Origin of the sequence: Streptomyces sp. NPDC091682 (assembly GCF_044756625.1) — a bacterium.
In the GTDB taxonomy this organism is placed as follows: Bacteria; Actinomycetota; Actinomycetes; order Streptomycetales; family Streptomycetaceae; genus Streptomyces.
Window position 1 is genome coordinate 139425 of record NZ_JBIVTH010000010.1, and the last position, 13952, is coordinate 153376.

Consider the following 13952-nt stretch of genomic DNA (forward strand, 5'->3'; position numbering starts at 1 on the left):
GCCCTGCCAACGAGGCGGGAGCGGGACGGTCACCGGAACGACTCCGCATGCGGGTCCGGGAAACCCCCCATAACCTCCCAATTGTGATTCCGCCGAGAAGCAGGCCCCGCCGCAGGAGGTCCGTACGGGCCGGGCTCGCCCTGGCGGCCGGGCTGCTCGCGATCAGCGGCTGGGGTGCGGCCGGGGCGACGCCCGCGCGGGCCGAGGATCCCGTCGCCCTGTCCCAGCAGGGGCAGATCACCGACCTCGTGGGTGCCCTGGGCGACCGGCAGGGCGCCGTCACCGCCGCGCTCGACGAGCTGTACGCCGACCGGAAGATCCAGCTCTTCGTCGTCTACGTACGGGACTTCTCCGGCCGCTCCGCCCAGAGCTGGGCCGACGCCACCGCGCAGCGCAACGGCCTCGGCCAGAACGACGTCCTGCTGGCCGTGGCGACCGGGGACCGCCAGTACGCCTATTCGGCCGATGTCGACTCCGGTTTCACCGAGCAGCAGCTGGCCACGGTCGCGCAGACCGCCATCGAGCCCGCCCTGAAGCAGAACGACTGGGCGGGCGCCGCCATCGGCGCGGCCAACGGCTACAACGCCGTCCTCGGTGGTCAGCCGGTCCCGGTGCCCACCATCACCCCCGGCCCGGCGAACCCCGGCGGCACGGGGAGCGGCGAGAGCGGGGCCGGGGACTTCGTGCTCCCGGTGGTCGCCGTCGGCGCGGCCGGGGCGCTCGCCGCGTACGCGTACACCCGCCGCAAGCGCAAGGACGCGGCCGCCGGCGGGCGCGGTACGACGACCGGGCCGGGCTGGCCCGAAGGGGCGCCCGACCGGCTCCCGCTGCCGGAGCTGGACGCCACGGCCAAGGCCCTGCTGGTGGAGACCGACGACGCGGTCCGCACCAGCACCGAGGAACTCGGTTTCGCGTCCGCCCAGTTCGGCGAGGAGGCGGCCCGCCCGTTCGTCGCGGCCGTCGCGTACGCCAAGGACGAGCTGACGCACGCCTTCCGGCTGCGCCAGCAGCTCGACGACGCCTACCCGGAGGACGACGCGACCCGGCGCCGGATGCTGGACGAGATCGTCGCCCGGTGCACCGGGGCGAACCGGCGCCTCGACGCCGAGTCGGCGGACTTCGACCGGCTGCGGGACCTGGAGAAGAACGCCCCGCAGGTCCTGGCGTCCGTGGAGGAGCGCTACCTGGAGCTGACCGGACGCACCACCACCGCCGAGGCGACGCTGACCGCGCTGGCCCGGCGGTACGCGGATTCGGCGTCCGCGCCCGTCGCCTCCAACGCCGAACAGGCCAAGGACCGGCTGCTGTTCGCGGCGACCAACCTGGGCCTGGCCCACGCGGCCGTCGACGCCGGCGAGAACGGCACGGCGGCCGTGCACGTACGGTCCGCCGAGGGCGCGGTGGACCAGGCGGCCACCCTGATGGACGCGGTCGAGCGGCGGGCGCAGGAACTGGCGGAGGCGGCCGGGAAGCTGCCGGGCGCGCTGACCGAGACGGACACCGACCTCGCGGACGCCCGCGGGCTGCTCACCGGAACCGCGGAGGGCACCTCGACGGCGGACCTGCGCGGACGGATCGGCCGGGCGGAGGCCGTACTGGCCGACGTACGGCAGCAGGAGGCGGCCGGCCGGTACGACCCGATCGACGCCCTGCGCCGGATCGAGGAGGCCGACGCGGCCCTCGACGAGGCGCTGGCCGGGGCGCGGGAACGGGAATCGGGGCGGCAGCGGGCGGTGGCCCTGCTCGACCAGGCCCTGCTGGCGGCGCGCAGCTCGATCGGTGCGGCGACGGACTACGTCACCACCACCCGGGGCGCGGTGGGCAGCCAGGCCCGCACCCGGCTGGCGGAAGCGGGCCGGCACCTGGAGCGGGCGGTGTCGGTGGCGGCGGCCGACCCGGCGGGGGCGCTGGCGGAGGCCCAGCGGGCGGACGGGCTGGCGCGGCAGGCGCAGCAGCTGGCGGAGCAGGACGTACGGGCGTACCAGGACCCGTACGCGGGTCGGCGGCATGGCGGCGGCCAGGGCGGCGCGGTACTCGGCGGGATCATCCTCGGCGAGATCCTGCGGGGCGGCCGGGGCGGGGGCTTCGGCGGCGGTTTCGGGGGCGGCGGGGGCGGCAGCGGTCCCGGCTCCTTCGGCGGCGGCGGGACGCGCGGCCGCATGGGCGGCGGCGGCCGCTTCTGAACGGCACACACATCGGCCCTGACCAGGAGGGACCCACCATGAGCAAGCAGACCATCCTCGGCCGCGTCACCCAGCTCGCCAAGGCGAACATCAACGCGCTGCTGGACCAGGCGGAGGACCCGCAGAAGATGCTGGACCAGCTGATCCGCGACTACACGAACAACATCTCGGAGGCGGAACAGGCGGTCGCGACGACGATCGGCAACCTGCGGATGCTGGAGGCGGACCACAAGGAGGACGTGGAGGCGGCCGCCGAGTGGGGCGGCAAGGCCCTGGCGGCGAGCAAGAAGGCGGACGAGCTGCGGGCGTCGGGGGCGACGGCGGAGGCCGATACGTTCGACAACCTCGCGAAGGTGGCGCTGGGCCGGCAGATCCAGTCCGAGAAGGAGGCGACCGTGGCGGAGCCGACGATCGCCGCCCAGACGGAGGTCGTCGACAAGCTCAAGTCGGGCCTGGACGCGATGCGGAACAAGCTGACGGAGCTGCAGGCGAAGCGTGACGAGCTGGTGGCCCGGGCGAAGACGGCCCAGGCGCAGAACACGATGCTGGACGCGGTGAAGAACATCGACGTCATGGACCCGACGAGCGACCTGGCGCGCTTCGAGGACAAGGTGCGGCGGGAGGAGGCGCGGGCGCTGGGCAGGCAGGAGCTCGCCGCGTCCTCCCTGGACACCCAGTTCGAAGCCCTGGACGACCTGGGCAAGACCTCGGAGATCGAGGCCCGGCTCGCCGCCCTCAAATCCCGCGAGGCCGCCTAGGGTCGCCGGGGCCGGCTAAGCCGGGAATCCCGCCGCCCGCTCCGCCGCGGCCGCCCGGACCTCCGGGTCCTCCATCGGGTCGTCGCGCAGCGCGGCCAGCCGCTCGCGCACCTCCGGAACGTCCGGAGCGTGCGCGGTGCCCAGCAGGCGCGCCTGCTGTTGGCAGTCCCAGAGGGATTCGGTGTGCACGTAGTCCAGGCCGGACGGGTCGATGGCGGCGAGCGCCTCCAGGTAGCCGGGCCGTTCGCTGGAGTGCGGGTTGCGCAGCCAATAGAGCCTCAGGTGGGGCACGGCCGGGGCGGCGGCGGGCCCGAAGCGGGCCAGCCGCCCGGCCGTCAGGACGGGGCCGCACCAGGCGCGTACCTCCCACTGGTCCGCGAGCCGGCGGACGAGGGCGGGCAGTGCCTCGGCCTCCCCGTGGTCGGCCAGCACGTCCACCCCGAGTTCCGCCAGCCACTCCCGGTCGTCCGCCGCCCACCCGCGGGCGGCGGGCACGGCCCGGGTTCCGAGGCGTTCGACCGCCCGGCGCAGCGGCGCGAGCGGCCGTCCGCCGGGGGAGGCGCCGAGCAGCGGCACGAACGGGATCAGGTCCTCCGTGGCCGGCCGGTCGGCCAGCTCGCGCAGTGCGTCCGCCTTCGCCCGGTCGCTGGCGCGGACGTCGGCCAGCAGCGAGAGCAGTTCTCCGTCGCTGCGGTCGTCCGGGCCCCGGCGCGACCATGCCGGGACGCCCCGCGTCGCTATGCCGAACCGGATCCAGGGCTCGCGGGGCCACGGCGGCTCCGCCTGACCGCCCGTGCGGGCCCGGGCGACCTCGCCCAGGTCCTCCCACCAGTCGGCCGGCCAGCGGTCCGCGACCGACTCCAGTACGTCGGCCCAGTGCTCGCCCTCCCGGATGTGGGCCCGGAGCCCGTCCCGGGCCTCGACCGAACCCGAGAGCGCGAGCAGTTCCAGCACGCGGGCGGCCCGCAGGCATGCGTCCTCGTCCCCCGCCAGCTGGTCCACGATCGGCGTCGGGGACAGTTCCAGGTCCCGGACCAGGCGGGCCAGGTAGAGGGAGCGTTCGTCGATCCCGTCCCACCGCCAGTCCCGGCGGATCCCGTCGTACACGAACGGCGCGGCCGCCGCCGGGTCCCGCAGCGCCCTCGCGGCGCCCAGGCCCCGGCCGCGTTGCAGCAGACCCTCAAGACAGTCGTGGGGGGCGTAGAACATCTCGTCTTCGTCGCTCATCGCCCCGCACCCTGCCCCGTCGCGGTACGGGGCCGCCACTCGTTATCCGTACATGCTCAGCAGCTGCTCCGCCGACAGTTCGGTGACGGCCTCCGACGCCGCGCCGGGCAGCGGGAGTTCGAACCAGACCGTCTTGCCGCGGTGGGTGCGGCGCGTGCCCCAGCCCGCCGACAGCAGGCCGACCAGCTGGAGGCCGCGGCCGCCCTCGTCGGTGTCGCGGGCGCGCCGGCGGCGGGGCTGGACCAGGTTCGCGTCCCAGACCTCGCAGACCAGCGTGCGGTCCAGCAGCAGTCGCAGCCGGATCTCGCCCTCCCCGTACCGCAGGGCGTTGGTGACCAGTTCGCTGACCAGCAGTTCGGTCGTGTCCAGCAGGCCCTCCAGGCCCCAGGCCGGGAGTTTGGCCCGGGCCAGTTCGCGGGCCCGGCCCACCGAGCGGGCCTCGCGGGGCAGTTGCCAGTCGCCGACCGCGTCCAGCGGCAGGCCCTGCACCCGTGCCATGAGCAGGGCGATGTCGTCCTCGCCGTGCCGGGTGTCGAGGGTGTTCAGCACGTGGTCGCAGACGTCCTCCAGCGGCCGGACCGGATCGGCGAGGGCCGCTCGCAGTCCGCGCAGCCCTTCTTCCAGGGGATGGTCGCGGGATTCCACGAGCCCGTCCGTGTAGAGGGCCAACAGGGCGCCCTCCGGCAGGTCGACCTCGACCTCCTCGAAGGGTTCGCCGCCCACGCCCAGCGGCATCCCGGGCGGCACCTCCAGGAGCAGTGCGGGCCGCGGGACGCCGGCCTCGTCCGGGGGTTCGACCAGTACGGGCGGCATGTGGCCCGCGTTGGCGATCGTGCAGCGCCGCGTCACCGGGTCGTAGACCGCGTACACGCAGGTGGCCAGGTACACCTCGGAGCGGTCCGCGTCCCGCGAGTGCAGGGCCGCCCGGGAGGCCTGTTGGGAGCCGCCGGGGGCGCCGAGGCCGCGGGCGATCTCGTCGAGCGCGGTCAGTACCTCCGCCGGTTCGAGGTCCAGCAGGGCGAGGGTCCGTACGGCGGTCCGCAGTTCTCCCATGGCCACGGCGGCCCGAAGGCCGCGGCCCATGACGTCGCCGACGACCAGCGCGGTGCGGTGCCCGGGGAGCTCGATGACGTCGAACCAGTCCCCGCCGACCTCGGTGGCCGCGTTGCCGGGCAAGTACCGGCAGGCGATGTCGAGGCCGGCCGCCTCCGGGTCACCGGGGGGCAGCAGGCTGCGCTGCAGGATCAGCGCCCGCTCGTGCTCGCGCCGGTAGAGGCGGGCGTTGTCGATGCACACGGCGGCCCGTGCGGCCAGTTCGCCGGCCACCGCCCGGTCCCGTTCGCCGAAGGGTTCGCTGCCCTTGGTGCGGGAGAACTGCGCGAGCCCGACGACCGTGTCGTGGGCGACCATCGGCACGACCAGTGTGGACTGGACGAGGTCTTCCGGTCCGCCGCCCTCGATCAGCCGCGGTCGCGCCGTACGCAGGGCCAGCGCGCCCGGCGACGCGGCCGGGTAGCGGTGGACGTCGCCGACGGAGACCAGGGCGCCGGGTCCCGACAGCGGGGCGTCGGAGACGGCGGAGGCGAAGGCCACCCGGCGCAGGGCGGCCGAGGGCGTCCGCGCCGGGCCCTGGCCGGGCAGGCTGGGCACGCCCGGGCCCTGCGGCCGGGCCGGCCGGTCGTCGTCGCCGAGCAGCAGGCCCTGGTAGAGGTCGACGGCGGCCAGGTCGCAGAAGCCGGGGACGGTGACGTCGAGGAGTTCGCGGGCGGTGGTCTCCAGGTCGAGGGAGTTGCCGATGCGGTGCCCGGCCTCGTTGAGGAGGGCCAGATTGCGCCGGACCCCGGCGGCCTCGCGGGCGGCGAGGTGGCGACGGGTGACGTCGGTGCCGATCCCGGCGACACCGATGGGGCGGCCGCTGCCGCCGTGGACGCGGTAGAGGTTGATGGACCAGTGGCGGTTCTCCCGGCTGCGCGGGGTGGCGCCGGTGATCCGCAGATCGGTGACCGAGTCCCCGGTGTCCAGTACCCGGCGCAGGGCTTCGGTCATCCGGTCGGCCTCGTGCGCCGGCAAGTAGTCGTGCACGGTCCGGCCGCGGTGCTCCTCGACGGCGCCCCCGAAGACGGTGGCGAAGCGGCGGTTGGCCCGCTGCACGGTGAGGTCGGTGCCGAAGAGCAGGAACCCGAAGGGGGATTGGCCGAATATCGCTTGTGACGCCGCGAGGTCGGATTCGATCCGGCGCAGCGCGCGTACGTCGACGACGACACACAGCGCGGCCCGCTCGGAGGTCTCGGTCTGGGTGGGCATCACATAGATCTCGGCCACGCCGTGCGCGCCGTTGCCGCCCGGGATCCGGAAGGGGATCAGGCCCGTCCATTCCTTGCCGTCGAGGATCTCGGCGACCTTGCGGTGCGCGTCAGGACGCAGCTCGGGCGGCATGAAGGCGTCGACCGGGTCGCGGCCCACGACCTGGGAGGCGCCCAGCCCGAACAGTTCCTCGGCGCGCAGGCTCCACTGATCGATGAGCCCGTCGGGTCCGATCGAGAAGGATGCAACCTTTATGTAGTCATATATCGAGCCAGGCGGACTGCTGTGCCACAGGGCGTCGTGCCATGTCTCTCGCGGCACGTCGGTCTGATGTGCCTGCGCAGGTATCTCGCTCACGCGACCGTCCCCTCCAGCTCACCGCAACCGGACCGGCCATGACCGAAGTATTCAGCACCACGGCCCCGGACGGCACGGCGTTCACGATCACAGCACGGTCTCGATGATTTCGAGCCATCTCGCGCGATCCCTCCCGAGCACCTTCTCCCAGCTGCCGCCGGGAGGCGTTCTCGAAAGGTCACACGCCACCGTTCTCCTTGTTACTCACCAGGAAGAGCCAATTCGAACCACACAGTCTTGCCCGATTTCCCGTGCCGGGTCCCCCAGCGCTGCGAGGAGGCGGCGACGAGGTGCAGGCCACGGCCCCCCTCGTCGTCGTGGTCGGCGACCCGTTCGCGGGGTGGATCCGGAAGCGGATCCGAAACCTCCACGAGCAGTGCGGGGCCGCCCGCGGGGCCGCCGGCGGCTGGATTGCGCCGTTCCAAGCGGACTCCGATGGGGCCGGAGGCGTACCGGAGGGAATTGGTGACGAGCTCGCTGACCAGCAGGACGGTCACATCGCCCACGGCCTCCAGGCCCCAGTCGTGCAAGGTGCCGCGGACGGCGTGGCGGGCGGTGCGGACGGCACCGGGCTCGGCGGGAAAGGCCCACTCGGCGCACTCACCGTCTGTGTCGATCACGCCGATCACTTCCCGGGCCAACAGCGACCCCAGTCCGGTTCGTCTGGGACGAAAGGGGGACGAGATAGGGATTAATAGCGACATACCCGATATTCGGGGCGTCGTACCACTCGATCCCCGCCCACCGGCGCACTGTGGCGCAGACGGCCTAGACCGCGAGCGTCACGCGCCCCCGCCGGCGCCGTGGCGCAGCCTGCGTCCGGCCTCGGCCACCGCGGGCCGGTCCTGGTCCAGCCAGTCCACCGATTCCAGCTCCTCCGGCCCGAGCCAGCGCAGCTCGTCGTGGTCCTCCAGCGGGGCGGGCACTCCGGAGAGCAGCCGGGCCGTCCACACGTGCAGGACGAGCCCGGGACGCAGCGGCCACTCGCCCGGGATCCGCTCCAGCGGCTCGGCCTCCACGCCGAGCTCCTCGCGCAGTTCGCGCACCAGCGCGTCGGGGACGGACTCACCCGGTTCGGCCTTCCCGCCCGGCAGCTCCCAGCGGCCGGCAACCTTCTGGGCTTCGGCCCGGGTGGCGTACCGACCCACCCGGTAGCGGTTGCCGTTGTCGTCCTCGCGTATGACCAACCACGGAAGCAGGGCACCGCTGTCGTTCATTGCGTTTCACCCTCCGCCGACGTACCTGTCCGGGAAACCGCATTGCGCATATGCCCGAGCTTACGCCCGACCTTTACGGAGCGGATACGGTTTTTCACGAAGAGGTACCTCACAGGCGTACGCATCCGGCCATGCGTACGAGCGGGCCGTGCGCGCCGGTCCGAACGGGGCGTGCGGGAGGCCCAGGCGGGACCGCAGCGCCGCCGCTCGGCCGCCATCCGCGCAGGTGGCGCCGAGGGGGGTGGCGGAGCGTCCGGCGCGCCGCCGGCCGGGGCGCCGGAGGCGGTGGTCCCGACATGCGGACCGAACGGTCCGGGGACGCCGGGGGCGGGTGGGCGCGGGCGTTCACCATCGCGCCGAAATCCGCCGGGTCGCGGGCGTTGCGGCGGGCGCGTGCGAACCCCCGGGCGGCGCCCGGGGGTTCGCACGACAGCGGGGGCCGCTACCGCACCGGGAGGTGGTACGCCAGGCGGTACCGGTCCGCCGGGACCACCACGTCGGCCGTCTCCACGGCGCGGCCGGAGGCGTAGTAGGTGCGGCCGATCACCAGCACCACGTGTCCCGGCACCCCGCCGAGGAGCAGGATCTCCTCCGCCAGACCGGGCCGTGCGCCGACCTCCTCGACCACGTTGTCCACGACGACGTCGATCGCGGCCATCCGGTCGACCACCCCGGAGCCGCCCAGCGGCCCTTCCTCCGGCAGCATCACGGGGGTCCGGCCGGTCACGGCCAGCGGCTCCCATGAGGTCGACAGCATCATCGTCTCGCCCGCGTCGCGGAAGACGTACCGCGTGCGCATCACGCGCTCGCCCGGCTCGATGCCGAGCCGCTTCGCGATCTCCGCGGGCGCGCCCGTCTGCTCGCTGCTCGACTCCCACGTGCCGCGCGCCTCGGCGTCGGCCTGCTCCTGCCGGAACGGCGTCGAGGCACCGCCCGTGCGGTAGCCGGCGCGGGCGACCCGCCGCGGGACCGGCTGCTCCCGCACGTACGTGCCGGATCCGGACCGGCCCTCGACCAGCCCCTCCGCCATGAGGACCTTGCGCGCCTCCAGGGCCACGGTGTCGGAGACCCCGTACTCCTCGCGGATGCGTGCCTGAGAGGGGAGCCGGGCGTGCGGGGGCAGAGAACCGTCGACGATCTTCCGTCGCAGATCCCCGGCCACGCGCAGATAGGCCGGCTGCTCACCGAAAGTCACTGGCCACTCCCATCAGGTTGACAGACAGCTACACCCTGGCAACCGACGGTTGAAGACCGCAAGCAAGGGCCAGAGTTTCACTCGAAGTGATGAAGCCAGGTCACTCAAACCCGTTACCCTGCGTTACCTGTGCAACGTCACACCGACTCGGACGAGGGCCCCCCGCCGGTCCCGCCGTCCGAACCCTCCGGGTCGCTCTTGCTGTCCCGCATCCACTGCGGAATCACCGTCGAAAGCCCGTACGCACCGCGCAGCGCCCGCTCCGTCTCCAAGGACATCGCGGCCAGGGCCCGGTCCCACTGCTGGTCGAACTCCTCCGGCGTCCTGGCCTGCGAGGCGCGCTGCCACTGCACGCGCGCCGCCTCCACTTCCCCCAGCTGCGCCGGAACGGCCTTCTCCAGCCCCGCCCGGGCCGCGTCCCCCTGGAGGAGTTTCGCCTCGGCGCCCAGCGCCGCGTGCACCTCGCGCGCCCACGCCCGGTACTCGGGCAGCACGTCCTCCACCTCGCCGTCCGGGGGCCGGCTCATGACAAACTCGGCGCTGTTGGCGGCCCGGAGGAAGGCCACCTGCTCGGGCGCCAGCATCCCGGCGTCCTTGCGCAGACTGCCCCGCCACTCCTCCTCGGTCGTACCGATCACGCAGAGCAGCGTCCGGTCCCCCTCGCGCCAGGACCGGCGCGAGGGGGCGTAGTAGAACATCTCCGCGTACTCGGGCAGCGCCCAGGTGTCCATCGCGTAGTCGTCCTGGGCCTTCCAGCACGCGTCCTCGGAGGCGCGGTCGGCCTCGCGCGATTCGGGGGCGTCCGGCACGTCCAGCGTCTTGGCCGCGGTGACCTCACCGTGGTGCACGCGCGCGCAGTCGATCCGGTACGTCACCGGCCGCTCGTCGATCAGGTCCCCGCCGGAAACGTTGAAGCAGTCGCCCGCCCGCAGATCGCCCAGGTCCGTGAGGTCGCCCTCGACGTCGGCGTACTCGCTCAGCGCCGGGAACCGGTCGTCGGCGGCGCTCAGGACCCGCCCGGCGGTGAGGACCAGAGCGCCGGTCATCACCACCGACACCACCAGGCCCACGATCGCCAGGGCCTTGCCCCGGTCCCCCCGCTTCGCGATCTGCACGAGGGCCGCGATGCCGAAGGCCATGCCGAGCGGCGGGAAGCACAGCAGCCCGGACAGCAGCGAGGCCAGGGCGAAGCCGTTGAGCGCCGGCGGCTGCTGCCCGTAACCGGGGGGCGGACCCCAGCCCTGCCACGGGGGCGGCGGGGGCCAGGAGTGGCCCGGTCCGGGAGGAGGACTCGGCGGGGTGCTCACGGGGCGGACTCCATCGCAGGGCGGCGTCGCAGGACGGCATCGCGGGGCGGCATCGCGGGGCGCGCCGCGGAAGGCGCGAACGAATGCGCGAACGGATGCGCGAAATAGTACGCAGCGGGGCGCCCGGCAGGACGGTCGCCCCCGCCGCCCCGCACGGCCCCGCCGGTGCCCGCGGCTCCCGCTCGGCGCCGCGCAACACTCACCCCGATCATGATCATCGGCACGTAACATCCTTGCTGTACACCGGCCATGACCGAGCAAAGGTGTTCCTCACATGACGCATGCACTCCCCGGCTACATCTGTTCCGAGGACGGCACCCGCGCGGACGTCCGCACCGCCCCCTGGGCGTGCCCGGTCTGCGGCGGACCCTGGGACCTCGACTTCACGCCGGACCCGGCCGCGGTACTGGAACCGGCCGCGGGACCGAATTCGCTGTGGCGGTACGGGTCCGTGCTGCCGCTGCCGGGAGCGTTCTCCGTATCGCTGGCCGAGGGGCACACCCCGCTGGTCCCGCTGGCGGAGCGGATCCACGCCAAACTCGACTTCCTGATGCCCACGCGGTCCTTCAAGGACCGGGGCGCGGTGATGCTCGTGGAGCTCGCCCGCCGGCTCGCACCGCAGCGGGTGGTGGCGGACAGCAGCGGCAACGCCGGGACGGCGGTGGCCGCGTACTGCGCGCGGGCCGGACTGAACTGCGAGATCTTCGTGCCCGAAGGCACCTCGGAGAAGAAGACGGAACGGATGCGGGCGCACGGCGCAGCCGTCCGGGTGATCCCCGGTGGCCGCGAGGACGCCGCCGAGGCCGCCCGGGCGACGGCGGACGCACCCGGGGTCTTCTACGCGAGCCACGTGTTCAACCCGTACTTCCTGCACGGGACCAAGACGTACGTGTACGAGGTGTGGGAGGAGCTGGGCGGCCGGCTCCCGGAGGCCCTGGTGGTCCCCGTGGGCAACGGCACCTTGCTGCTCGGGGCCGCCCTGGCCGTGGAGGAACTGGCCCGGCGCGGGGTCAGGCCGCCGGCCCTGATCGCGGTCCAGGCGGAGGCGGTGGCCCCGGTGGCGCAGGCCTTCGCGGCCGGCGCCGAGGAAGCCGCTCCGGTGGAACAGCGGCCGACCCTGGCCGAGGGGATCGCGATCCCGGCGCCGCCCCGCGCCCGCCAGATCCTGGCGGCGGTCCGCAAGTCCGGCGGCACCGTCCTGACCGTCCCGGACGACCGGCTGCACGAGGCCCAGCGGGACCTGGCCCGCCGCGGGCTCTCCGTGGAGCCGACCGCCGCGGCCTGTTGGGCCGCGGTGGGCCCGTCGGCCCCCGGGGATCCCCTGCAGGGCCGCACCGCCGTGCTCCCTCTGTGCGGCGCGGGCGGATAGACGGACGGGCGCGCCGGCGACGGGCAGGCAGGCCGGCGACGGGCAGGCAGGCAGGCAGGCAGGCAGGCAGCGGACTGTGCACGGGCGGAGGGCCGGCGGCCAGTTGGCGCGGCAGCGCGGCATCCGCGCCACGCCGCCCGCCCACGCCCACGCCCATGTCGGAATTCCGCGAGCCCGGACGCGTCCGGTCTGGTGAACTGAGCGCATGACCACCCATGTTGATCTCGCCGCCAAGGCCGCCGCGTTCGCGGCCCTGCACACCCCCGCCGCCCCGCTCGCCCTCGCCAACGCCTGGGACGTGGCCAGCGCCCGCATCGTCGCGGCCGCCGGCGCCCCCGCCGTCGCCACCACCAGCGCAGGCGTCGCCTGGTCCCTCGGGTCCCCCGACGGCGACGCGCTCGCCCGGGACCGGGCCCTCGACCTCATCGCCCGCGTGGTCGCCGCCGTCCCCGTGCCCGTCACGGCCGACATCGAGGGCGGCTTCGGCGCCGACGCGGCCGCCGTGGGCGAGACCGTGACCGGGGTCCTCGCCGCCGGCGCGGTCGGCATCAACATCGAGGACGGCCACCGCGACCCCGCCGAGCAGGTCGAGCGCCTGGCCGCGGCCCGCGCCGCGGCCGACGCCGCCGGGGTCCCGCTCTACGTCAACGCCCGCATCGACACCTACCTGCGGGGCTTCGGCGAGGACGCCACCCGCCTGGACGACACCCTCGCCCGCGCCGCCGCGTACCTGCGGGCGGGAGCCACCGGCGTCTTCGTGCCCGGCGTCCTCGACCCGGACACCGTCGCCGAACTCGCCAAGGGCATCGACGCGCCCCTCAACATCCTGCTGGGCCCGGGCGCCCCGACCGTCGCCGCCTTCGGCGCCCTCGGCGTCTCCCGCGTCAGCCTCGGCTCCTGGGTCGCCGAAGCCGCGTACGCCGTCGTCCGCCGCGCCGCCGAGGAGCTGGTCTCGGGGGGTAGCTACGGAGCACTCGCGCACTCCCTCCCCTACGGCGAGCTGAACGACCTGCTCAAGGGTTGAGATATCCGGAAGCGTGCATGGGCCAACGACCTTAGGATCCGGGCATGAGCACCTCCACAACGGTCGACGGCAAGGCCGCCGGGCCGGCCACCGCCCCCCTCGGCAGGATCTCGGGCGCGGTCTGGGCCGCCCTCGCCCTCGTCTACGTGGTCTGGGGCTCGACCTACCTCGGCATCCGGGTCGTCGTCGAGACCATGCCGCCCTTCCTCTCCGCCGGAGCCCGGTTCATCACCGCCGGTCTGCTGCTGTCCGCCGTCGTCGCCTGGCGGTACGGTCCGGCCGCTCTGCGGGCCACCCGCGCACAGCTCGCCTCGGCGGCCCTGGTCGGGCTGCTGCTGATCCTCGGCGGGAACGGCCTGGTGGTCCTCGCCGAGACCTCGGTGCCGTCGGGCCTCGCCGCGCTGCTGGTGGCGGCGGTGCCGATGTGGGTGGTGGTGCTCCGGGCTAGCAGCGGGGACCGGCCCCCGCTGCGCACCCTGGCCGGGGTGCTGGTGGGCCTCTCCGGGCTCGCGGTGCTGACCAGCCCGGGGCTCAGCGGCTCGGTGCGGCTGTCGGGGGTGCTGATGGTCCTGGCGGCTTCGGTCCTGTGGTCGCTGGGCTCGTTCTCGGCGCCGCGGCTGAAGCTGCCGGACAACCCCCTCACGGGCAGCGCCTACCAGATGTTCGTGGGCGGGGCCGCCGCCGTGGTCGTCGGCCTGCTGCGCGGCGAGCAGCGCGGCCTGGACCCGACGGCGTTCTCCACCGCCTCCTGGTGGGCCCTCGGGTATCTGACCGTCGTCGGTTCGCTCGTCGGTTTCACGGCGTACGTGTGGCTGCTCCAGGCCGCGCCGCTGTCGCTGGTGTCCACGTACGCGTACGTCAATCCGGTCGTCGCCGTGGCGCTCGGCACGCTGATCCTCGACGAGGCCCTGACCTGGCAGATCCTGGTCGGCGGTGCGATCGTCGTGGCGGCGGTGGGCGTGATCGTCAGTACCGAGCGGAAGAAGTAGCGGCAGCAGTGCCGGCCCGGGC

11 protein-coding genes are annotated in these 13952 nt (G+C 74.1%); 5 read left to right on the plus strand and 6 right to left on the minus strand.

The genetic code is table 11. The features are described from left to right. The first annotated feature begins 47 nt into the window (after nucleotides 1–47). Both ACIQK6_RS23525 and ACIQK6_RS23530 read left to right on the plus strand, forming a co-directional pair. Nucleotides 48–2183, plus strand: coding sequence for a TPM domain-containing protein (locus tag ACIQK6_RS23525; RefSeq protein WP_402695373.1), 2136 nt, complete (start codon nucleotides 48–50; stop codon nucleotides 2181–2183). A 38-nt stretch (nucleotides 2184–2221) separates the two neighbouring features. Continuing rightward, on the plus strand, nucleotides 2222–2941 hold the full coding sequence (locus ACIQK6_RS23530; protein ID WP_329099245.1) for a PspA/IM30 family protein: 720 nt from the start codon (nucleotides 2222–2224) through the stop codon (nucleotides 2939–2941). A gap of 15 nt (nucleotides 2942–2956) precedes the next feature. Here the strand turns inward: ACIQK6_RS23530 and ACIQK6_RS23535 are convergent, their stop codons facing one another. The 6 genes from ACIQK6_RS23535 to ACIQK6_RS23560 form a co-directional block, all read right to left on the minus strand. After that, nucleotides 2957–4168 carry a hypothetical protein gene (locus ACIQK6_RS23535; protein ID WP_329099246.1) on the minus strand — a complete coding sequence of 404 codons (1212 nt, stop codon included), beginning with the start codon at nucleotides 4166–4168 and terminating at the stop codon, nucleotides 2957–2959. 42 nt (nucleotides 4169–4210) lie between these two features. Beyond that, nucleotides 4211–6820: a SpoIIE family protein phosphatase gene (locus ACIQK6_RS23540; protein WP_329107669.1), complete on the minus strand. Its 2610-nt coding sequence runs from the start codon at nucleotides 6818–6820 to the stop codon at nucleotides 4211–4213. Nucleotides 6821–7029: 209 nt separating this feature from the next. Next, the gene (locus ACIQK6_RS23545; protein ID WP_329107672.1) at nucleotides 7030–7458 is read right to left on the minus strand and encodes an ATP-binding protein; all 429 of its coding nucleotides are present in this window, start codon (nucleotides 7456–7458) and stop codon (nucleotides 7030–7032) included. Between the two features lie 153 nt (nucleotides 7459–7611). Beyond that, on the minus strand, nucleotides 7612–8046 hold the full coding sequence (locus ACIQK6_RS23550) for a (deoxy)nucleoside triphosphate pyrophosphohydrolase (protein ID WP_402695374.1): 435 nt from the start codon (nucleotides 8044–8046) through the stop codon (nucleotides 7612–7614). Nucleotides 8047–8488: 442 nt separating this feature from the next. Next, the gene (locus ACIQK6_RS23555) at nucleotides 8489–9241 is read right to left on the minus strand and encodes a GntR family transcriptional regulator (RefSeq protein ID WP_329099248.1); all 753 of its coding nucleotides are present in this window, start codon (nucleotides 9239–9241) and stop codon (nucleotides 8489–8491) included. Nucleotides 9242–9378: 137 nt separating this feature from the next. Beyond that, a complete protein-coding gene (locus ACIQK6_RS23560; RefSeq protein ID WP_402695375.1) occupies nucleotides 9379–10548 on the minus strand; it encodes a DUF4190 domain-containing protein in 1170 nt (389 codons plus the stop codon). 274 nt (nucleotides 10549–10822) lie between these two features. Here ACIQK6_RS23560 and ACIQK6_RS23565 point away from each other — a divergent pair, with 274 nt between their 5' ends. From ACIQK6_RS23565 to ACIQK6_RS23575, 3 genes are all read left to right on the plus strand, one after another. After that, nucleotides 10823–11917 (plus strand): threonine synthase, encoded by a 1095-nt coding sequence (locus ACIQK6_RS23565; RefSeq protein WP_329099250.1) that lies wholly within the window; start codon nucleotides 10823–10825, stop codon nucleotides 11915–11917. Between the two features lie 205 nt (nucleotides 11918–12122). Beyond that, on the plus strand, nucleotides 12123–12941 hold the full coding sequence (locus tag ACIQK6_RS23570) for an isocitrate lyase/phosphoenolpyruvate mutase family protein (protein WP_329099251.1): 819 nt from the start codon (nucleotides 12123–12125) through the stop codon (nucleotides 12939–12941). A 44-nt stretch (nucleotides 12942–12985) separates the two neighbouring features. After that, on the plus strand, nucleotides 12986–13930 hold the full coding sequence (locus tag ACIQK6_RS23575; RefSeq protein ID WP_329099252.1) for an EamA family transporter: 945 nt from the start codon (nucleotides 12986–12988) through the stop codon (nucleotides 13928–13930). The last annotated feature ends 22 nt before the right edge of the window (nucleotides 13931–13952 follow it).